Source organism: Ekhidna sp. (assembly GCF_965247405.1).
Classification (GTDB): Bacteria; Bacteroidota; Bacteroidia; order Cytophagales; family Cyclobacteriaceae; genus Ekhidna.
This window is the reverse complement of sequence record NZ_OZ252014.1, coordinates 2,239,442-2,258,757: the sequence shown is the minus strand read 5'-3', so window position 1 is coordinate 2,258,757 and position 19,316 is coordinate 2,239,442. Positions and strand designations below refer to the sequence as shown.

Annotated in this window: 19 protein-coding genes; 9 read left to right on the top strand and 10 right to left on the bottom strand. The window is 40.7% G+C overall.

Features of this window, described 5'->3' with window-relative positions; all coding sequences use genetic code 11:
* Window positions 1-38: 38 nt before the first annotated feature.
* The gene (locus tag ACP14Y_RS10240; protein ID WP_424962865.1) at window positions 39-335 is read left to right on the top strand and encodes a hypothetical protein; all 297 of its coding nucleotides are present in this window, start codon (window positions 39-41) and stop codon (window positions 333-335) included.
* Between the two features lie 29 nt (window positions 336-364).
* Here ACP14Y_RS10240 and ACP14Y_RS10235 read toward each other — a convergent pair whose 3' ends face one another.
* Both ACP14Y_RS10235 and ACP14Y_RS10230 read right to left on the bottom strand, forming a co-directional pair.
* Complete coding sequence (locus ACP14Y_RS10235; RefSeq protein WP_424962864.1) at window positions 365-1,387, bottom strand: hypothetical protein; 1,023 nt, start codon at window positions 1,385-1,387, stop codon at window positions 365-367.
* Between the two features lie 214 nt (window positions 1,388-1,601).
* The gene (locus ACP14Y_RS10230; RefSeq protein WP_424962863.1) at window positions 1,602-3,119 is read right to left on the bottom strand and encodes an Ig-like domain-containing protein; all 1,518 of its coding nucleotides are present in this window, start codon (window positions 3,117-3,119) and stop codon (window positions 1,602-1,604) included.
* 147 nt (window positions 3,120-3,266) lie between these two features.
* Between ACP14Y_RS10230 and ACP14Y_RS10225 the strand changes: the two genes are divergently transcribed.
* Both ACP14Y_RS10225 and ACP14Y_RS10220 read left to right on the top strand, forming a co-directional pair.
* Window positions 3,267-5,696: a tetratricopeptide repeat-containing sensor histidine kinase gene (locus ACP14Y_RS10225; RefSeq protein ID WP_424962862.1), complete on the top strand. Its 2,430-nt coding sequence runs from the start codon at window positions 3,267-3,269 to the stop codon at window positions 5,694-5,696.
* Window positions 5,696-6,418 carry a LytR/AlgR family response regulator transcription factor gene (locus ACP14Y_RS10220; protein ID WP_424962861.1) on the top strand — a complete coding sequence of 241 codons (723 nt, stop codon included), beginning with the start codon at window positions 5,696-5,698 and terminating at the stop codon, window positions 6,416-6,418. Before ACP14Y_RS10225 ends, ACP14Y_RS10220 begins: the two co-directional genes overlap by 1 nt.
* Here the strand turns inward: ACP14Y_RS10220 and ACP14Y_RS10215 are convergent, their stop codons facing one another.
* Complete coding sequence (locus tag ACP14Y_RS10215) at window positions 6,419-7,627, bottom strand: alpha/beta fold hydrolase (protein WP_424962860.1); 1,209 nt, start codon at window positions 7,625-7,627, stop codon at window positions 6,419-6,421. It lies immediately after the preceding gene.
* 77 nt (window positions 7,628-7,704) lie between these two features.
* Here ACP14Y_RS10215 and ACP14Y_RS10210 point away from each other — a divergent pair, with 77 nt between their 5' ends.
* Entirely contained in the window at window positions 7,705-8,340 is a 636-nt protein-coding gene (locus ACP14Y_RS10210) for a DUF6134 family protein (protein WP_424962859.1), read from the top strand.
* 14 nt (window positions 8,341-8,354) lie between these two features.
* Here ACP14Y_RS10210 and ftsY read toward each other — a convergent pair whose 3' ends face one another.
* The 7 genes from ftsY to ACP14Y_RS10175 all read right to left on the bottom strand — a co-directional run bounded on the left by ftsY (window position 8,355) and on the right by ACP14Y_RS10175 (window position 13,551).
* Window positions 8,355-9,308 (bottom strand): signal recognition particle-docking protein FtsY, encoded by a 954-nt coding sequence (ftsY, locus tag ACP14Y_RS10205; protein WP_424962858.1) that lies wholly within the window; start codon window positions 9,306-9,308, stop codon window positions 8,355-8,357.
* A gap of 94 nt (window positions 9,309-9,402) precedes the next feature.
* Entirely contained in the window at window positions 9,403-9,552 is a 150-nt protein-coding gene (locus ACP14Y_RS10200) for a DUF4295 family protein (RefSeq protein ID WP_349565759.1), read from the bottom strand.
* A gap of 3 nt (window positions 9,553-9,555) precedes the next feature.
* Window positions 9,556-9,738, bottom strand: a complete 183-nt coding sequence (gene rpmG / locus ACP14Y_RS10195; RefSeq protein WP_349565761.1) for a 50S ribosomal protein L33 — start codon at window positions 9,736-9,738, stop codon at window positions 9,556-9,558.
* Between the two features lie 88 nt (window positions 9,739-9,826).
* Window positions 9,827-11,485 carry a M1 family metallopeptidase gene (locus ACP14Y_RS10190; RefSeq protein WP_424962857.1) on the bottom strand — a complete coding sequence of 553 codons (1,659 nt, stop codon included), beginning with the start codon at window positions 11,483-11,485 and terminating at the stop codon, window positions 9,827-9,829.
* A 27-nt stretch (window positions 11,486-11,512) separates the two neighbouring features.
* Window positions 11,513-12,961, bottom strand: a complete 1,449-nt coding sequence (locus ACP14Y_RS10185) for an aminopeptidase P family protein (protein WP_424962856.1) — start codon at window positions 12,959-12,961, stop codon at window positions 11,513-11,515.
* A 149-nt stretch (window positions 12,962-13,110) separates the two neighbouring features.
* The gene (rpmB, locus tag ACP14Y_RS10180; protein ID WP_424962855.1) at window positions 13,111-13,350 is read right to left on the bottom strand and encodes a 50S ribosomal protein L28; all 240 of its coding nucleotides are present in this window, start codon (window positions 13,348-13,350) and stop codon (window positions 13,111-13,113) included.
* A 60-nt stretch (window positions 13,351-13,410) separates the two neighbouring features.
* Window positions 13,411-13,551 carry a DUF5522 domain-containing protein gene (locus ACP14Y_RS10175; RefSeq protein WP_424962854.1) on the bottom strand — a complete coding sequence of 47 codons (141 nt, stop codon included), beginning with the start codon at window positions 13,549-13,551 and terminating at the stop codon, window positions 13,411-13,413.
* 63 nt (window positions 13,552-13,614) lie between these two features.
* Between ACP14Y_RS10175 and rocD the strand changes: the two genes are divergently transcribed.
* The 5 genes from rocD to ACP14Y_RS10150 all read left to right on the top strand — a co-directional run bounded on the left by rocD (window position 13,615) and on the right by ACP14Y_RS10150 (window position 19,250).
* Window positions 13,615-14,892 carry an ornithine--oxo-acid transaminase gene (gene rocD / locus ACP14Y_RS10170; protein ID WP_424962853.1) on the top strand — a complete coding sequence of 426 codons (1,278 nt, stop codon included), beginning with the start codon at window positions 13,615-13,617 and terminating at the stop codon, window positions 14,890-14,892.
* A 69-nt stretch (window positions 14,893-14,961) separates the two neighbouring features.
* Entirely contained in the window at window positions 14,962-16,893 is a 1,932-nt protein-coding gene (locus ACP14Y_RS10165; RefSeq protein ID WP_424962852.1) for a tetratricopeptide repeat-containing sensor histidine kinase, read from the top strand.
* Window positions 16,894-16,998: 105 nt separating this feature from the next.
* On the top strand, window positions 16,999-17,616 hold the full coding sequence (locus ACP14Y_RS10160) for a response regulator (RefSeq protein ID WP_424962851.1): 618 nt from the start codon (window positions 16,999-17,001) through the stop codon (window positions 17,614-17,616).
* 89 nt (window positions 17,617-17,705) lie between these two features.
* Window positions 17,706-18,206: a hypothetical protein gene (locus tag ACP14Y_RS10155; RefSeq protein WP_424962850.1), complete on the top strand. Its 501-nt coding sequence runs from the start codon at window positions 17,706-17,708 to the stop codon at window positions 18,204-18,206.
* Window positions 18,207-18,365: 159 nt separating this feature from the next.
* The gene (locus ACP14Y_RS10150; protein ID WP_424962849.1) at window positions 18,366-19,250 is read left to right on the top strand and encodes a hypothetical protein; all 885 of its coding nucleotides are present in this window, start codon (window positions 18,366-18,368) and stop codon (window positions 19,248-19,250) included.
* The last annotated feature ends 66 nt before the right edge of the window (window positions 19,251-19,316 follow it).

The window sequence follows — 19,316 nt, the reverse complement described above, 5'->3', positions numbered from 1 at the left end:
TAGCCTATATTTTTCCCAAAAATTTCTACTTTAGTCTCATGAATAATAAGCCACGAATCCTTAAAGCTTTCGAAGCATTGGATGTTGAAATTCAGGAACAAATAAAACTAGCCTACCCGGAAGGCTTTGAAGATCACTTGATCAAATTTGTGAATAAAGAAGGTAAGTATCAAAGTGGCCTGCCTTTTGAAACAGAGGATAAATATTATTTAGTGAAAATGACTCGGGATGAAGCTAAAGAGCTCATCGAGGAAGACGATGACTATGATGAGGATGGTAATTTAAGAGATGAAGTCAAAGAAGACTTTGAAGATAAATATGAAGATGATATGTAAAAGGCAGCCAGGAGCTGCCTTTTTTATTATTAGTCACATGCATTCTCTTCCAAAAAGACCATCACCTCAGTCAAGTCTTTTATTCCATTAGTGACATCTGAAATCTGGTCGTCTACTCCACAACCCTCTAGTAATTCAGACAATACCTCATCTACATTTTTCTTGTATATCACACTCCTGGTTCCCGTTTCATTATCCACTATGTAGTACTCTTCAAAATAAATCGCTCCATCGGGATCCGGTGTTAAAGCTTCATTTACCATGCTGCTTGCATTCATAGCAGCAACAGTGGCATTTCCAATGGATGTCCCAATATCCTCTCCTCTTTTCTGGCTTTCTTCAATGCTTTTCTTGGCAGCTGCTTCAGCAGCCTCCTCAGCCAGCTCTTCTTTCACTGATTCAATACTTGATTTTACCAAGTGAGTTGCTCCATCTCTTACATGAGTTGGGCTAGGATTCTGAAAATAGCTAAATCTACCGGTAGGGTTGCCTACCTGAATGTATTGACGACCAACACAGATATAATGATTATCAGACCCGTCTATTGTTTGAATATAATAGACCACATCACTGCTTATCGCTTTATAAATAGCAACCTCATCTCTTTCATTAGCGAATTTCACTCCAGCTGGTCCATAAATTTTGGAGCCATCAATTTCATGAGCATCTCGTGTCATACCAGCCACTTTACCCACTCGTTCTTCGCCCGTGCTAAAATAGATTTTACCTGGGTGAAAGTTCTTAAACGGCTTGTTGTAATCATTTTTTACATCACTAATTAGCACCACCCCATAAAACTTATCCACTTCCTCACGTAAGTACTTCTCTTTCTTACCTCCATTTGGTTTTACCCGCACTTCGACAGTATCGGAATCCACAACCTTCAACTGTATTTCTCCTTCTTTCCTGATCCCTCCTACAAGTTCGACATAGCCTCGTACCCAGTTTGTGACAATAATCTTTTTCCCATTAGCATACATGGTGGATTTAGCCGTATACTGGCACCACACTGTGGCTGGAATTAAGAACAGAACAAAAAATAGCTTTTTCATATCAATTGGTTTAATTAGATCATTGTAAAATAGTAAATCGTTTAAGAGTGATCTGAAAATCTTTTTCCGATTAACAATGATTTAAAACTATAAGAGTAGCAGGTCAATATTTTAGAAATGGGTGTGAGCAGCACCAGAAATGACGTGAATGTCAAAATATTGACTGCAAGTAAGAAAGATGGTGAAGCATGTACTTCACCATCTTAATAGTTAATTACTGTATTTTATCTAAACGAGCAGGCTCCCATCTTCTATCCATTGTGACAGACCCAAACTCTACATCGAATGTGCTTCCGTCAAACCATGCCGCATCCCCCTGATTGGAAATGTAGAAGCCCATAATTCCACTTCCGAAGTGTGCGACATCCCATAGTTGACCGGAGAAATAGCCCCCTCCCTCTGGTGTTCCTGTAATGAATGATTTGTTGCCGTCCCCGGCTGATGAAGCCTCCAATGGCAAGTCAGTACCCCAATATTTATTGGTGATTACATATTGGTCACCAACTTTGGTGAATCGCCAGTGCTTTTGGGTGTGGACTGTGGGTCTGGTTCTTATTAGTTCTTTACTCGGAACAGAAGCAGTCAACGCCACACCTTCTCCGAATTGCAAATCGTCAGAATTCACAATATGGTAATAGTAGTACTCACTAAGTGTCACCGTGTAGAACGAGGAGGCTTCAGCATACATCAAATAGTTTCCATTATAATCCTCAATCCCAGCGCCGATTTTTATCTGATAATGTTGGTCAAACTCTTTCCAGGGCTCATCTGCCACAAATGAAATTTCCGAACCGTTTACACTTACTGTTCCGGAAACAATGACAGGTGAAGAAAGGCTTCTCTCCTCTATAATGAGCTTGTTTTCATCCACAGATGCTGGATTGATTTCCCTATCAAAAGTGATCCTAATCGTCGTTTCATCTACCTCGACCTCAAGCATGTTGTGGGAAGGGCTAACATCCAGCACATTAAGTGGCACCATCTCTGTCTTAAACCCAATGCTTTTAGCTGACTCCAATGCATTTCCAGCCAGATCTTTAATGCCTGTCAATACTTCTAAGCGGTATTCTGAGTTTCCAAATAGATCATCAACAGGTGTTACAGTTACACTACCGCCATCCACTTCCAGGGATAGATCAACAACTTCAGCAGTCCGAACATGCGTCAGTACGATATTGCCTGTCAAACTATTTTCGTCTAACGCTTCAGAAAAATCCAGCACTACACCTGTTGACACGCTCATATTAACCGCTCCATCTACAATAGAAAATGACTGCAAAACTGGAGCCTCATTGTCCAGATTTTCGGTGGTAAAAGAAGATGTGAAAGTAGCTGCCAGTCCGTTACCCTCTAGGTCGGTTATACCAGTGGTAAGAGTGAGCGTGTATTCCGTATTACCCTCTAAATCAGATGATGGTTCAATTGTCATTAAATTTCCTGAAACAATCACTTCAGCACCAATAGCGCTTGATCCTGACCATCCTAGCTGTATTGTGTTGTCACTTACCGAGTTGATATCAATTGCCTCTGAAAAGGTGATTTCGATATGTGCATCAATACCTATTTCTGTATCTTCATCTCCCGGAGAAATACTGACTACAGTGGGTGCCGTAGTGTCTACTTCTTCCTCATCATCCACATCGTTTGGTGCCGGACTGTCTTTATCCTCACCACAAGCTGCAAGCATTGCTAATAATAAAGCAATGAAACTAATTTTAATTAACGTTTTCATATCAAGTAATTGTAGTTTTAGCTCGAACCTAGGCATTGATGTAAACTGATGGAGAGAAATGGTCGTGAGGTTATGTATCAAGCGTGTGAATGGTGAGATTGATGTTGTGAACGAATTCTGGTATTTTTAGAAATTCATTCCATCTACATGAACATTACCCGACTGATCACCTTAGCACTTCTCATTTTTGTTAGTTTAAATCTGTATGCTCAAAAATCTCAGCAAGAGCTAATCATTGACAGTTTAGAGAGCTACCGTCCCATCGCAGAGCCCGGATGGGATGAGCTTGATTTATGCATTGGACTTTATCGCCTGTATCTTTTCAATGGAGACGTTAAGAAAGCTGACGAGCAAGTTGCCCGCATTTATGAAATTGGGAGAACGGAGGAAATCCCCATCGCTGCGGCATATGGTCGCATCATGGAAAATCTTAAAGCCTATATAATAGAGAGTGATGACGACAAAGCCATTCGTCTATGTTTGGAAGCGATAGAAATTGCTAGGCATGAAAAGAATCAAGAAGCACTTGCATACGCTCGTTATCAGCTTGCAGAAAACTATTATTTCGAAAAGGGAGAGCCCGAAAAAGCGATAGAGCTGATTTTGGAATCCCTGAAGGAGGTAGATGAAACTGTCACGATAAAAACCCTGGGAAATACGCATAAAACCATAGGGCATGTATATGGCCAAATAGGTGAATACGAAAAAGGACTCAAACATCTGAGAATTGCCCTTAAATACTTTAAGCAGCTTACAGAAAACCCACCTGTTCACCCCAAAATAGGTCGAAGAAGCGCCCTCGATTTAGGTGCTGAAATGCATACAGCCAACACCTTGAACTACATTGGTGATCTACATGTGATGCAAGGGAATATATCTAGTGCACTTACAGTAAAGATTGAGGCACTGGATCTAATGGAAAAGCTAAATAATAAAGACATGACCGCCTGGATGTATTCACAAACCGGAAAGCTCTATGCTGAAATTGGCAATCTTAATCAGGCAGTCTCAGATTTTCAAAAATCAAGATTACTATTCGAAGAGTTGGGTTTCGAAAAGGACATTCATCGGGTGAATGAAACCATGATTCCTACACTGGTAAGAATGAGTGAATACGAGCTTGCAGAACAGCTAACAGAGGACAACATTCGATACTACACAAAAACCAAGGACACTTTATACTTAGCGTCAACCTATGTACATGCAAGTGGCATTTTTCTGATGCTAGAGGCTCAAATTGACTTAAAGAAGTCAAAAAAATACTTAGATAAAGCTGAAGGATTAGTCAAACAAATCACTGACCAAAAGATTGAAGCGCTCTTCGCGCGTATGCGTGGTATGTACGCCAAACGAACCGGAGATTTCATCAAAGCACACCTGTATTTAAACGAAGCACTTCAAATTAGCAGTGCGTCAAACAAGCTATTCAATGCTCGTGTGACATTCGATATAGCGGACAACTTCCTGCTGCAATCGGAATATGATTCTTCCAAATTTTATGCTAATAATGCACTGAATCTGGCCTTTGATTTAAAAGATCGAGATCTTTCAATGGATTGCTATAAGCTATTAAGTGACATTGGTGCTGCTGCTAATGACATGCAAGAAGCATATGCTAACCATGTTGTCTATTTCAAACTTTATGACAGTTTGTTTACGACCAGCGCCACAGCTAAATTAAAAGAAGAACAAGTCAGGCAAGGTATTTTTAGCTACCAGCGAGACAAAGAGTTGGCGGAGGAGAATGCTCGCCTACTTGAAAGCAGGAACAATTTATTTCTCATCGTAGGAGCTTTTCTTTTGATCATTATCGGTTTAATGATTTACCTGTATTTCAGTTTGAGAAAAGTAAAAGCCAAAACACAGAGCCAAAACCAACAGCTCACCCAACTGAATCAAACCAAAGACAAATTTTTTGGAATTATTGCGCATGATTTGAGAAGTCCTTTAATTGGGCTACAAGGTGTGGGCGATCAGGTGGATTACTTTTTAAAAAAAGGAAATACTGACAGATTGGAACAACTATCTAGAGGAATTAGTGACACCACAAAAAAGCTGAATGAATTGCTTGATAATTTGCTAAACTGGGCACTACTCCAAAATGGAATGATCCCTTATCATCCAAAAAAAGTAGACATGAAAGCCTCCGTTGAATCCGTCATTGATTTATTAACTCCGTTGGCCGACGTAAAAGGAGTCATACTCAAAAACAACATTGAGGCTCCTGCCTTTGTTTATGCTGATGATAAAGCAGTACTTACCATTTTAAGGAATCTAATTTCAAACTCATTAAAGTTTACTGAACCGGGAGGGACAATTGTTGTGGATGTGCAGGATCAGGAAGATCACGCCAGCATCTTGATTAATGATACAGGAACAGGAATCTCAACAGAGATGATTCCCAGAATTTTTGACTTGGAAAAAGAGAGTAAACAAGGAACCATGGGTGAAAAAGGAACAGGTCTGGGTCTCGTGCTTTGCAAAGAATTAGTAGAACTGAATCATGGTAGCATACACGTCGCAAGCAAAGAAGGCGAAGGGTCTACCTTTTCATTTAACCTACCAAAGGCAGCCTGATGTCAAAATTATCCATATACATCCTCGAGGACGAAGAACTCTATGCCAACCAGCTGGAAATGCTGGTGGATGAACTTGATTACACACTAGCCGGGATTTCAGACAATAGTGATACAGCTAAGACAGAAATAGAACAGAAAAAACCCGATATACTATTAATGGATGTGAAGGTAAATGGCTCCATGAACGGGATTGATTTAGCGGCATCATTAGAACATCCTGCACCTGTAATTTTCATCACATCGTTTGAAGATCAAGCGACATTTGATCGTGCAAAATCTACCAAACCATACGCTTACATAACCAAACCATTTGATGCCGAAAACCTACAGCGGACGATCGAGCTGGCTGTTGGGAATCTAGAAAAAGATACGGAATGGCAGGAAGATGTGGTTTTTGAGACGTCACTTTTCATCAAAAACCGTCACCGGCTGGAGAAGATTGAAATAGCCAATATTATCTACCTTGAAGTAGAAGACCGATACAGTACCGTATATACCAGAAATGGAAAAAAATATGTTCTCCGCATGAGTATGGGAGATGTACAAGAAAAACTCCCCCCTGGGGATTTCATGCGCATACATCGTAAGTACACCGTCAACTTGAATCATGTCACCTCTATCGACACACAAGACAATATGATCATGCTTGGTGAAGTGGAACTTCCAATCAGTCGCTCACATAAAGAAGAACTACTTCAAAAGCTAGATTGGCTGCAATAATTATTGGACCTCCTCAGTCAAAATATCCGGTTTTCCTTCCAACGTTTTATGAACCGGACATCTGTCAGCAATCTCGATCAATCGCTTTCGCTGATCGTCTGTTAGGTCTCCCGTCAGTTTTATCTTTCGTTTGATTTGATCAATCTTTCCTTTTGAGCTCTCGCTGTTTTCACCATCTTTTAAGTGGACCTTGTCATGCGTGAGCTTCACTTCCACCTCCTTCAAGTCAATCTTTTTGTGATCTGCATACATGCGCAAAGTCATGGCAGTGCAGGCTCCTAGCCCGGAGAGCAAATATCCGTAGGGAGTTGGTCCGTAATCATCTCCACCCACACTTGGTGGTTCATCCGCTATCATTTGATGTCTGCCAGCGATTACTTCCGTTGTGAATCCTTTTTCTCCAACCCTTGTCCACACTTCTCCTTCCGGTGCTTCATCCTGGTCTTTCACTTCAATGTATCTACTCGCCCAGCTGGAAATTATAGAACCCACGTATTTTGCATCTTCCTCTTTTTGCATGAGATGATCGGCTCCATCCAGCGATACGAAGCTTTTGGGGTGCATGGCTTGTTCGTAGATTTCCTGGGCATTATTTATTCCTACGATGTTGTCTTGCGGTGAGTGAATCACCAGTAGCGAGCGTTTGAGGTTCTTGATTACACCATCTCTTTCCTTTTCCTCCAAATCGTCCAAAAATTGCTTCTTCATTTTAAAGGTTCGACCTCCTATGTTCACCTCTGCCTCTCCTTTTTCCTCTAACTCTTTTCTTCCTTTATCCAGCAAATGAGTAACATGATCTGGAGTAGAAGGAGCTCCTATAGTAGCAACTGCCTTTACATTGTCCAGCTCGCCGGAAACATGAAGAACTGCCGCACCCCCCAGCGAATGTCCAACCATAATTTGTGGGGCTTCATAGTTATCTTCCAAAAATTCATAAGCATCTTTTAGATCAGAGAGGTTTGAAGAAAAGTTGGTATCAGCAAAATCTCCTTTACTTTGACCTAAACCTGTAAAATCAAACCGTAGAATAGCCATACCTTGCTGTGTGAATGAATGACTAATGTGATCTACCGATTTCAAATTTTTAGAGCACGTGAAGCAGTGTGCAAACAGCACAAATGCCTTTGGCTTTCCAATTAATGGGAAATCCAGCCTTCCGGAAAGCTCTTGTCCTTCAGAATTTTTAAAACTAATTTTCTTATATCGCATGAGTTAAGGATTTTAATCTATCTTGAGCGGAAACAATTTGGAACCATTCGTGTCATTAAGCTAATGATTTCAATTCAATGAAAAGTTCACTAACCACACTATTCTTTTTAATTGTCAGCCAGGTAGCACTCTCTCAAACACTTCACTACGAAGTAATAAAGGGAAGTAAAAAACTTGGTGATATGACCGTGTATAGGCAGCAGTCTGAAAATGGCGTGAAGTATGAGATTAACAGCGAAGTGACATTTCGAATCCTTTTCTCATTCACAGTAAACTATGAATCAACCAGTGAATACCAGTATGGAAAACTGATAAATGAGTACACCCACAATAAGCTGAATGGCAACACACAAAAGAAGTCGACCATATGGTTTGATGGTGAGAAATATACGCTTGACCTGAACGGAAGCCGAACTAATTTCAAACCGCCAATAAAATACTCAGTGGCAACAATCTACTACGAAGAGCCAAAGGATGGTCAGAAAGTCTTTTCTCCACAATTCGGAGATTATCTTGCGTTTGAAAAAGTAGGCGATCATGTCTACGAAATGGAATCACCAGACGGAACCAATATTTATACATATACCAATGGAATATGTTCAGAAGTAAAAGTTTTCCGTGACTTTGCGAAGTTTTCGTTTGTGATGACTCCCGAGTCTCTGCAAGAGGTCCAACAAAAGCAAATTGTTGGTGGAGCACCCGTAGTGGATTAGGAAATCAAATGTGCTTAATTCTTAAAGAAAGAGTCCACAAACTCCGTCTTATTAAAAACTTGTAGATCCTCAACTTTTTCCCCAACACCAATGTATTTCACCGGGATTTTGAACTGATCGGATATTCCGATCACTACACCCCCCTTGGCAGTCCCATCCAATTTGGTCACAGCAAGGGAAGAAACCTCAGTTGCCTTAGTAAATTCCTTTGCTTGTATGAATGCATTCTGACCAGTGCTTCCATCCAAAACCAGCATCACATCGTGTGGTGCCTCCGGAATGAATTTTTGCACTACGTTCTTAATCTTAGAAAGCTCATTCATCAAGTTCACTTTGGTATGCAACCTTCCTGCAGTGTCTATGATCACCACATCGGCATTTTCCTCTTTTCCTCGCTTTGCGGCTTCAAATGCTACAGCAGCAGGATCCGTATTCATTCCTTTAGATACAACTGGCACACCCACACGCTCACCCCACATGATTAGTTGATCCACTGCAGCTGCTCGAAAAGTATCTGCCGCGCCGAGAATTACATTTTTACCCAAAGCTTTAAACTGTGCAGCCAGCTTCCCAATGGTTGTGGTTTTACCCACACCATTCACGCCTACTACCAAAATGACATAGGGGCCTTCCACTTTTGGAATATCAAAATCAACCAGGTCTTTTGTGTTGTTTTCAGAAAGGAGTCCGGCAATCTCCTCTCGCAAAATTTGATTGAGCTCTGATGTGTTCAGGTATTTATCCTTCGCTACGCGTTCCTCTATCCGATCAATGATTTTGACTGTAGTTTCAACACCCACATCTGAGGTAATCAACACTTCCTCCAGTTCATCCAACACACCCGCATCGACGGTGGATTTACCGACTACCGCCTTGTTGAGCTTTGTGAAAAAGTTCTGTTTGGACTTTTCCAGCCCCTTGTCGAGAGACTCTTTTTTGTCTTTGGAGAAAAAGCTTTTTAGACCCATGGATTTGTTTGGATTAGGTGATAGGTGTGAATATAAAAAAAGCCACCCTGACGTGAGCGTCGGAGCGGCCTTCCTTCTTTTAGGATTTAATTTCTTACTTAGCTATCGTGTCTTTCACATCACCTTCAAGAACCATCTCCTCTCTATAAGAGTAAGATCCATTGTCGTTCTTGATCGCTTTGATCACTTTAGCGTATTTCGCTCCACCTGGTTGCTTAAGAGTTGCTACTACTTTCTTTGCCATGGTTTACTTTATTTCTTTGTGTACGGTATACTTTCTCATGATCGGGTTGTACTTCTTCAACTCGATTCGATCAGGAGTGTTTTTTCTGTTCTTGGTGGTAATGTACCGGCTTGTGCCTGGAAGACCACTGTTTTTGTGCTCTGTGCACTCAAGAATTACCTGGACTCTATTTCCTTTCTTCGCCATTTTATTTTGTCTTTTCCAAAAAGGAGTGCAAATGTAGAAAATTTCAAGCTTCTAATGAAACATTCAGAAAATTAATCTTCTATATATTTTACTCCGGCACTTTGTTGATCTTCACCTCATTTACATAGACATAATAATCATCGCTTATGGACAGGTTTTGATCGGAAATTTCCATTAGCTGAAATGAAGAGTTTGGATTTAGTGATGTTTCTTTATCTCCAATTTTAACCCTTATCGGCATATCAAACGATTCAATACAATTCGTCCATCTGTAAATCAAACGGTTATCCATTATCGCATACTCGAAGACCGGAATTCTGGCATCTCTCAGATATTGGTCAAAAACATTTGAGAGATCAAATCCGGATTTGTCTGAAATGTAGGATTCCACTTCCGAAGTTGTTACTGTCTGATGGTAGAATTCTTTATTAAGGCCTCTTAATATCTCCCTCCATTTAGCATCATCATTCACTACCTGTCTTACAGTATGAAGAAGGTTGTTTCCTTTCGGATACATATCCTTGGAGCCTTCACTATTGACATCATAATCCCCAATAATTGGCTCACTGTTTTGAATGCCTAACCTCAATCCTTGTGTATAGGAAGATGCCGCTTCCTTGCCATAGAAATATTCTACAAACAAGCTCTCTGAATAGGTAGTAAAGCCCTCATGTATCCACATATCTGCAACATCCTTGTAGGTGATATTATTGGCAAACCACTCATGACCTGTTTCATGAATGATAATGTAATCCCATTTCAAGCCCCACCCGGTCCCACTAAGGTCTTGCCCCAGGTAGCCTTTCAGATATTGATTACCATAGGTGACCGAACTTTGATGCTCCATTCCCAGGTACGGAACCTCTACCAACTTATAGCTATCCTCATAAAACGGGTATGGGCCAAACCAGTGCTCCAGTGCTTCAAGTGTTCGAAAAGCATCATCGAAATGCTCCTTGGCTTTATCCTTATTATAGCTCAGAACCCAAAAATCAACATCAAGCTTTCCTTTCTCCCCCCCATATTTGGACGATATGTTGACATAGTCTCCGATGTTTACATTGACTCCATAGTTATTGATGGGGCTCACCACTTTCCAGATAAAAGTGCGAGTGCCGTCCTTATTCTTTTTTATTTTTTCAAGCCTGCCGTTTCCTACTGCTGTAAGTTTTTCAGGAGCCTGAATACTAAGCGTCATCCCATCGTCGGGCTCATCGTACATATGATCTTTGCATGGCCACCAAAGGCTTGCCCCAATTCCTTGGTTTGAAGTAGCGATAAAGTGATTGCCATTTTCATCCTTTTTCCAGGAATAACCTCCATCCCACGGTGCACGTACCGCTTCTCTTGGGTTGCCTTCGAAATGTATCGTCACCTTCCCTTCCGACCCTTTGCTTTGAGCCGGTAGCTGAATAAAATGAGCATTTCCCTCATGGATGACTTCCAGTTCAGTACCACCCTGAGTAACCCTGGTTATTTGCATCGGCTCCTGCAGGTCAATTTGCATGACTTTTGCAGATTCCAGCACTTCATATGTTATGGTATTCTTTCCGGAAATGAACTTGTTTTCCGGATCTACAGAAACAAACAAATCATAGTACTTGAGGTCCCACCACGCTCGCTCCGGAGTAATTGATCCCCTGAGCGTGTCTTGACGCGTATAGGTATCTTGCTTATCAAAGATGGCTGTCTGCCCGCTCACTTGAATACTGGCTAGAACAACCAATGCATAAAATGATTTCTTCATAGGAAGTGCTGTTTAAGTAGTATTACTTTAATCCTCGTCAAGCGCTGGCAACACAAATGCATCAAGCGGACTTGACTCTTGCATCATCTTTTCTATCTCTTCACTTTTTCTCGGTGCAATGTCAGAAAGTAGCTCATAGCCATCTTCAGTAATTAGCACATCATCTTCTATCCGCACGGCGATACCCCACCATTTTTCATCGCATTTTGCGCCCTCAGGTATGTAAATACCTGGCTCAATGGTGATAGCCATTCCAGGTTCCAGATATTCATAGTTTCCTTTATCATGAACATCTAAGCCAATGTGGTGGCCCAAGCCATGTGGATAGTAAAGGTGGCGCTGATTCGCGCTATCAATTATTCCCAACTCTGCTAACCCTTCATTGATGATCCGTCTTGCTATCGCAAAATCCAGGTCTTTTCTGATATTAACACCCGGCTTACATGCCTTTATGGCTTCATCCTGTGCTTTGTAAACCAGATCATAAATGACCTTTTCTTCTGGAGAGAATTTACCATCTACAGGAATGGTGCGAGTCACATCTGCTGTGTATCCGTGATACTCCGCTCCCAAATCCATGAGGATCATTTCATCACTGGAAATTTCCGGCTTGTAATTTTCAATGTAATGAAGAATGCATCCGTTATTTCCAGCTCCTACAATTGACGGATAACCCTCATACTCTGCCTTGTATTTTTTGAAAATAAATTCATGCAGGCCTTGAATCTCTAATTCACTCATGCCCGGCTTCATGGCTTTCATTACCTCCACTTGTGCAATACACGAAATATCTACTGCCTTTCTCAAGAGTTCAAGTTCTTCTTCCGTTTTGATGCCTCTCAGGTCTTTCATAATCTGATCAAGTGTTTCCATATCCAGATTATTGGCAGAAGACTCAATCGTTAAATCTCCTTCTGTAGGGTATCCGGCTTTCTGCTTAAATGAGGCAATTAAATCATACAAGTCTCCTTCCGCATTTGTGTCACGTACATCATTGTAGAAGTCGTAGAAAAGTACCTTATCAAATTTTGAAAAGTCAATGTTATAATCCTCAAACTCGGTATTGTTGAATACCTGATTAAATGCAAGCTTGTCTTTAACACCGCTAATCCCCATTCTTCGTCCGGTCCACATCTCCGCCATGGCATTCCTGGGCTGGATGAAAAATATCTCATTGTAGCTCCCTTCCGGGCCATCTTGCTCTGCTTTAAAGATCAAGAGCACTGCATGCGGTTCTTTATAGCCAGTCAGGTAGTACAGGTTTGGATCCTGGTGATAGACATAGTCTACGTCATTGGCACGATTTCTTACTGGATTCGCAAAAAATACAGCTACCGAATTGGCTGGCATTTTTTCCCTTACAAGACCTCTCCGTTCCTGGTGAAACTCGCTGGATAAAAAATCAGCGGGTAGTTCATTCTGGGCAAATGAAAGTAGTGTTCCAGCTAACAAAATCAGGGTAAGTATCTTCTTCATAGGTATCATAGTAATTTAACTTCTGGCTAAAGATAGCGAGTAAGGTGTCTGCTTTTTCATTTCTATCCAGAATTGGTGAATTACTAGGATAAAAGGCAAAAAAAATCCCGACACTATGGTCGGGATCAAAATTTTTTCAACTGTCGATCTTATTTGATCACCATGCCATTGGCACGCGCTTTCTTTAGCACAGAGGTAATGCCATTCTTATTGATGGTTCTTAATGCTGAAGTAGACACTTTCAATGTGATCCACTTATCCTCCTCAGGAATGTAAAATCTCTTCTTCTGAAGATTTGGATTAAATCTTCTTTTCGTTTTGTTATTTGAGTGAGAAACGTTGTTCCCTACCTGAGGTCTCTTACCGGTTATATCGCAAACTTTTGACATCTTTCTCGTCCGTTTTCAAAAATGGAGTGCAAATATCGGGATTTCAACACAATATGCAAACTATTGTTTGACATTTTCATGATTAAATGGACAATGCAAGCAGGCATTCCCACAGCAATAGCCTCGCTTTAGATGATATTGCTCAGTGAACACCATCAGTCCATCTTTGTTTATATAGTAGTCTTCGGGTTGTAAAGCCACTTTTAAATTGTGCCTCAGGGCCTAAATGATTAATCTTGCATTGAACAGATAAACAGCAAAATTATGATAGAAAATAAAACACTTTCCAGTGAGGAATTAATAAATCTGGAGGATAAACACGGAGCACATAATTATCATCCACTTCCGGTTGTTTTAGCCAAAGGCGATGGTGTACATGTATGGGATGTAGAGGGAAAGCAATATTATGATTTTCTATCTGCATACTCAGCTGTGAATCAGGGACACTGCCATCCAGCAATTGTTGGTGCCATGACACGCCAGGCAGAGACGCTAACTCTCACCTCAAGAGCTTTTTACAATGACGTCTTAGGTCAATATGAAAAATTCATCACTGAATATTTCGGTTTTAACAAAGTGCTGCCTATGAACACCGGTGCTGAAGCCGTAGAGACAGCTATCAAAATTTGTAGAAAGTGGGCGTACGAGAAGAAAGGCATTCCTGAGAATCAGGCGCAGATCATAGTTTGTGACAACAATTTTCACGGAAGAACAACAACCATTGTATCTTTCTCAAATGATCCGGTTGCAAATAAAAATTTCGGGCCGTATACACCCGGATTTATCCGCATCTCCTACAATAATTTGGACGAGCTGGAGCAAGCAATTCAAGGAAAAAATATTGCAGGATTCCTGGTAGAGCCCATCCAGGGTGAGGCAGGCGTGATGGTCCCTGATGGGGGGTACATCAAAAAAGCGAAAGAAATTTGCGAAAAGAACAATGTGCTATTCATTGCTGACGAAGTTCAAACCGGAATCGGCAGAACGGGTGCCTTACTGAGAGTATGTGGTGATTGCTCTTGTGAAGGACATTGTGAAAAACAAGAAACCTATACTCAACCAGATATCCTGATTTTGGGTAAAGCGCTTTCAGGAGGAGCCTACCCCGTATCTGCGGTATTGGCAAATGATGAAGTGATGAATGTCATAGAGCCAGGCACCCATGGATCCACCTTTGGTGGAAACCCCGTGGCTGGTGCGGTAGGAGTTGCAGCTCTGAATGTTATTCGAGACGAGAAGCTTACCCAAAATGCGAGAAGACTCGGAGATATCTTCAGAGATCGAATGAACAAAATGATTGAGAAGACTGACCTTGTGAAACTTGTAAGAGGGAAAGGCCTTCTCAACGCCATTGTTATTAACGATGACGAGGAGAGTTCAACTGCGTGGGATATTTGTGTTCAACTAAAAGAAAATGGACTACTGGCTAAGCCTACTCATGGTAATATCATTCGGTTCGCTCCACCATTGGTGATGACCGAAGAGCAGCTGCATGATTGCTGCGATATTATTGAAAAGACGATCATGGAGTTTGAGAAGTAAATCTCTTACTTAGAGAAAACAATTGAGGCGAATGTCCACAGGGATATTCGCTTTTTTTATTTTTAACCTGTGAGATACGTCACTTTATTATTTCTTTTTATCAGTTTACCTCTTTTGCCTCAAAAGGATCAGAACTCGAGGCTAAGAGCCTATCTCAATAAAGCCCTGGATGTCGATAGTGCAAATCATTACTTTGATAAAGCGAAATCGGTCATTAATAGTAATGACCAAGAAGGAGTTTATCACTACTATCTAATGATTCATCAGACCAATCATGGCGACTTGGACAGTGCTGAACACCATGGCCTCCTGGCACTTGAATACATTCCGGATTCAAATAAACAGGATAGAAAAGAGGTTTTTCATCGTCTCATGATTATTAATCGAGATAAAGGACTTCTGGATAAAGCATTGGAATATTGCCTTGAAGCTTATCATTTGGTCGTTTCAATGAACGACACGGCTCAGATAGCAAGATACTTGACGGAGCGCGCATTTATTCACCATGACTTTGAGCAGTACGAACTTGGGATTCGATCGGGTAAGCAGGCGCTACAGGTATGGAAAAATCACAGTAGAGCCATCAATCTTCATCAGTTATATATACTTAATTCTATCGCCATAAATTTTGATGATTGGAACAAACCGGATAGTGCGCTTGCCTACTATGATAAAATTCTTGCCATAAAGAGTTTGAAAGGTTCAGCTGAACTGGGGCCTATCTACAACAATCAAGGGAATACATTACTCAAACAAGAAAGATACAGGGAGGCTTATCAAAGCTTGATGAAATCTTACAAGATCCAAAAGAAAAGCATTGGAGACTACCACCATTATGACCTTGCCACGGTTCTTAACAATTTAGGTATCATTCAGTCTCATTTCAATCATTGGGATTCTTCTCGCTATTATCTAAAGTTAGCTGAGATGTATGCCGATAGCAGTAACAGTTTTGAAAAAAAGCGGGATTCCTACTTAGCACAGTACCAAATAGCCGAAAAGCAGGGGGAGCTACGAAAGGCACTTGACTATCAATCAAAATATTATTTAATCAAAGACTCCATTTTCCAAAAAGACCGAGCTGAGGTGATAGCAAGGATGGAGACGGAGTATGAAACAGAAAAAAAAGAACAGCAGCTTGCACTTCAGGATGCTGAATTAGCTGAACAAAAAGCTGAGCTTATACAAAACCGCATTTTGCTGTTTGCTTCTACCCTTTTACTTATTCTACTGCTCATCATCGGATTGCTTTGGCGAAATAGAGTGAAGAAAAAGCAATTACTCGCTATTCAACAAGAAAAGCTCAAAGCAAAAGAGGCAGAAATAAATGCGACTATCTCTTCACTGGAAAATGAGCGGGCAAGGTATGCACGCGACCTACACGATGGATTTGGTCAGATGATCTCCATTCTAAATATGAATCTAAAAAGCCTCATAGAAGGATCTAAGCCTAATGATCGTCAAAAGGTATTTGAGGAATCTTCTAAAGTGATCGATGAGATGTATGAAGAACTCAAAAACATCTGTTTTGATCTGATGCCACAAACATTGATTAAATATGGCTTGGAAAGCGGGCTGCAAGAATTTATCGAACGAATAAACCATTCCGGAAAGTTATCTATCGAGCTGAATGTTTTTGGACTGGAAAAACGGCTCTCGGAGATACAGGAAATATCGCTTTATCGCATTTCGCAAGAGTGGATAAATAACATAATAAAGTATTCATCTGCTCAAATAATCACATTACAAATCACCAAAGATGATGATGAGATTACACTTCTGATTGAAGATGATGGAGCCGGATTTGATAAAAACCTACTCCTTGCCGGTGATGGTAATGGATGGAAAAACCTCAACACACGTGCGAGCCTAATAAATGGAGCATTAGAATTAGAAACCCAAACAGGAATCAAAGGAAACACTTTGATAGTAAATGCTCCTGCCACGCTTGAGCCTTCTGATATCAAGTCTTTAGATCAAAATACCATCAAGGTGGTATAGTATCCGTTGCATTCGTTTTGCTCTTTTGGAGTATCCTTTTCCAAAAGCCAAGAAGGAAGACAAATGAATTTACTATCTTTCATTAGGAGTGAGAAACCTGCACAGATGAAAATTTTTCTGACCGACGATCACGCAGTACTCCTTGGAGGACTGATTAAAATTCTTTCTGTTGAAGATGGCATTGAAATCGTTGGTTCCGCTGGTTCTGTCATGGAGACGCTTGATGCCTTCACCCAAAAAAATATTGACCTGCTAATCACCGATTATAACCTCCCCGACAATGATGGTCTTTTCCTGGTACGAAGGGTAAAACAGAAATATCCGGAAACTAAAATCATCGTCCTCAGTATGCATGATGAGAGACACCTGATTAAGGAAATCCTGAAAGAGGGAGTAGACGGCTATATCCTTAAAAAAGACTCCCATGAAGAATTAGTTAATGCTGTTCGAGCCGTCAAGAAAGGAAAAGTATATCTAAGCTCGGATGTAAATACCATGCTCATGAAAGGCCTTAATGGGGTTGAAGAACAAAAGCTTCTAACCGATCGGGAGCGTGAAATTCTTAAACTAATTGCGCAGGAATATACCAATAGGCAGATGGCTGAAGAATTATTCATCAGTGAGCGCACAGTAGAAACACACCGAAAAAACATCTTTCGAAAGACTGGCACCAACAACCTGGTTGGCCTTATCAAATTTGCCTACGCAAATAACCTTATTTGATCACTCTATACGGGATTTATGGTATATCATTTACCGCTTTCACAGGATGGTTTCATTCGTCATAGGAGCTGATCTTTGAGATAAAAAAGATGAGAAAAGTAGCGCTTTTATTCATTAGTTTATCACAATTATTCATATTCTCTTGTGGAGAAGACGAAACCTGCGGACTAAATGGTCAGGTGAACGGTGAATGTTTTCAAGTCGTACTTGATTCTTACGACATCCAAACACTCAGTTCAAATGGAGTGACCTATACACGAGAAAATATCTTTTTTGCCATCCAGTTTGACAATGGAAGTGAGAGGTATGGAATCCGTGCAAGATCAAATCAGTACAACAATCAAAGATTTTCAGTAGGTGGTCAGAACTATCGATTTGAAATCGGCAAAGATTACGACGAGGATTCTATGACCTTCAATGGTGACATGAATGCTCCAGCTACTGGAGTGCTTACAGTTACTTTTTCAAAAGTGGATCGAGCAAATGGGTTAATGTCAGGTTCGTTCGTATGGAATGGACAGAGCACTGGAGCAACTACTTCAACCCTTTCGGGAACATTTACAGATGTAGCTGTAGCTCTTGAAAATTAATCCAATACTTCTCAACAATTGAATCCTAAGCCCTCTTCAGCCTTTGCTAAGGGGTTTTCTACGGGTTTCACGGTATATCAATTTGCCCTTAAAACGGGATAGCATCCTTCCTCTCCCAAGGTGAATTTTGAATCATTATTAATTCAAAAAATTATCGCCATGAACAAAATTTTATCATTTACAGTCATTTTATTGATTGCCTCAGCAACAATTGCTCAAGATGAGCTATTCATTGACAACAAGAAATTTTTTAAAGGAATGGACCAGGTAAATCTTGCAGAGTTTACTGTGAGTTTTACTACTTCGGAAGCCAAGACAGCATCCACTCAATCACGCACCAATTTTTCAGGTGCAAAATCAGCTTTGAAAGTTGAGACGAATGGTCTTTCTAAGGAGCTCATGCAAAAAATTACGAATGAAGCTTACGCAGATTTTATTTCCAAATTGGAGGCTAAGGGTTTTGATGTATCCAGGTATGTCGTTGAAGATAAGGTGAAGAAAAATATGCTTCGATACATAAAAAGAACAGAGAACTTTGCCGTGGATGTTGACCACTATCAAGCCTTTAGTGCCATCTCCACAATTACGGCATCTCCAAATGGACAACCCTTTATCATCTACAAAAACCAATCGCAAGTTGGTCTGGCAGCTAAAGAAAGTGGAGGGAAGCCAATCAATGTGAATTACATTATCAACTCAGGTTACATTCAAGCCAATGCAAACACAGCAAAAAATAGCTTTATGAATGAGATCTATACCAAAACGAAGGTTGCCTTTCTTCCGGGGATCCAGGTTTGGTGGAGATCAGGTATCGAAGGATGGGAAAAACCCAATAAAAAAGCAGAGCTGAAAATTAACAAGCATATCTATGTCGAGTCAGGAGCCCCCGGTGAATTAATTACAAAGAACAAAACAGATCTTGGACGCTATGGAAGGGCTACACTCGAAATAAAAGTCGATCCCGATAAATATTATACAGATGCAATGAATGTGCTTAAGCAGGCCAATACCAAACTTATAGATGCATTAGATGATGCAAGATAATTTCAGCACCTCACAGATCATGGCGAGATGATTTGTGAATAGCTAATACCCCGACGAAAGATCGCC

Bases quoted from the DNA above. Each gene is read 5' to 3' on its own strand.
- ACP14Y_RS10240 (WP_424962865.1), top strand. From the start codon at position 39: ATGAATAATAAGCCACGAATCCTTAAAGCTTTCGAAGCATTGGATGTT.
- ACP14Y_RS10235 (WP_424962864.1), bottom strand. From the start codon at position 1,387: ATGAAAAAGCTATTTTTTGTTCTGTTCTTAATTCCAGCCACAGTGTGG.
- ACP14Y_RS10230 (WP_424962863.1), bottom strand. From the start codon at position 3,119: ATGAAAACGTTAATTAAAATTAGTTTCATTGCTTTATTATTAGCAATG.
- ACP14Y_RS10225 (WP_424962862.1), top strand. From the start codon at position 3,267: ATGAACATTACCCGACTGATCACCTTAGCACTTCTCATTTTTGTTAGT.
- ACP14Y_RS10220 (WP_424962861.1), top strand. From the start codon at position 5,696: ATGTCAAAATTATCCATATACATCCTCGAGGACGAAGAACTCTATGCC.
- ACP14Y_RS10215 (WP_424962860.1), bottom strand. From the start codon at position 7,627: ATGCGATATAAGAAAATTAGTTTTAAAAATTCTGAAGGACAAGAGCTT.
- ACP14Y_RS10210 (WP_424962859.1), top strand. From the start codon at position 7,705: ATGAAAAGTTCACTAACCACACTATTCTTTTTAATTGTCAGCCAGGTA.
- ftsY (WP_424962858.1), bottom strand. From the start codon at position 9,308: ATGGGTCTAAAAAGCTTTTTCTCCAAAGACAAAAAAGAGTCTCTCGAC.
- ACP14Y_RS10200 (WP_349565759.1), bottom strand. From the start codon at position 9,552: ATGGCAAAGAAAGTAGTAGCAACTCTTAAGCAACCAGGTGGAGCGAAA.
- rpmG (WP_349565761.1), bottom strand. From the start codon at position 9,738: ATGGCGAAGAAAGGAAATAGAGTCCAGGTAATTCTTGAGTGCACAGAG.
- ACP14Y_RS10190 (WP_424962857.1), bottom strand. From the start codon at position 11,485: ATGAAGAAATCATTTTATGCATTGGTTGTTCTAGCCAGTATTCAAGTG.
- ACP14Y_RS10185 (WP_424962856.1), bottom strand. From the start codon at position 12,961: ATGAAGAAGATACTTACCCTGATTTTGTTAGCTGGAACACTACTTTCA.
- rpmB (WP_424962855.1), bottom strand. From the start codon at position 13,350: ATGTCAAAAGTTTGCGATATAACCGGTAAGAGACCTCAGGTAGGGAAC.
- rocD (WP_424962853.1), top strand. From the start codon at position 13,615: ATGATAGAAAATAAAACACTTTCCAGTGAGGAATTAATAAATCTGGAG.
- ACP14Y_RS10160 (WP_424962851.1), top strand. From the start codon at position 16,999: ATGAAAATTTTTCTGACCGACGATCACGCAGTACTCCTTGGAGGACTG.
- ACP14Y_RS10155 (WP_424962850.1), top strand. From the start codon at position 17,706: ATGAGAAAAGTAGCGCTTTTATTCATTAGTTTATCACAATTATTCATA.
- ACP14Y_RS10150 (WP_424962849.1), top strand. From the start codon at position 18,366: ATGAACAAAATTTTATCATTTACAGTCATTTTATTGATTGCCTCAGCA.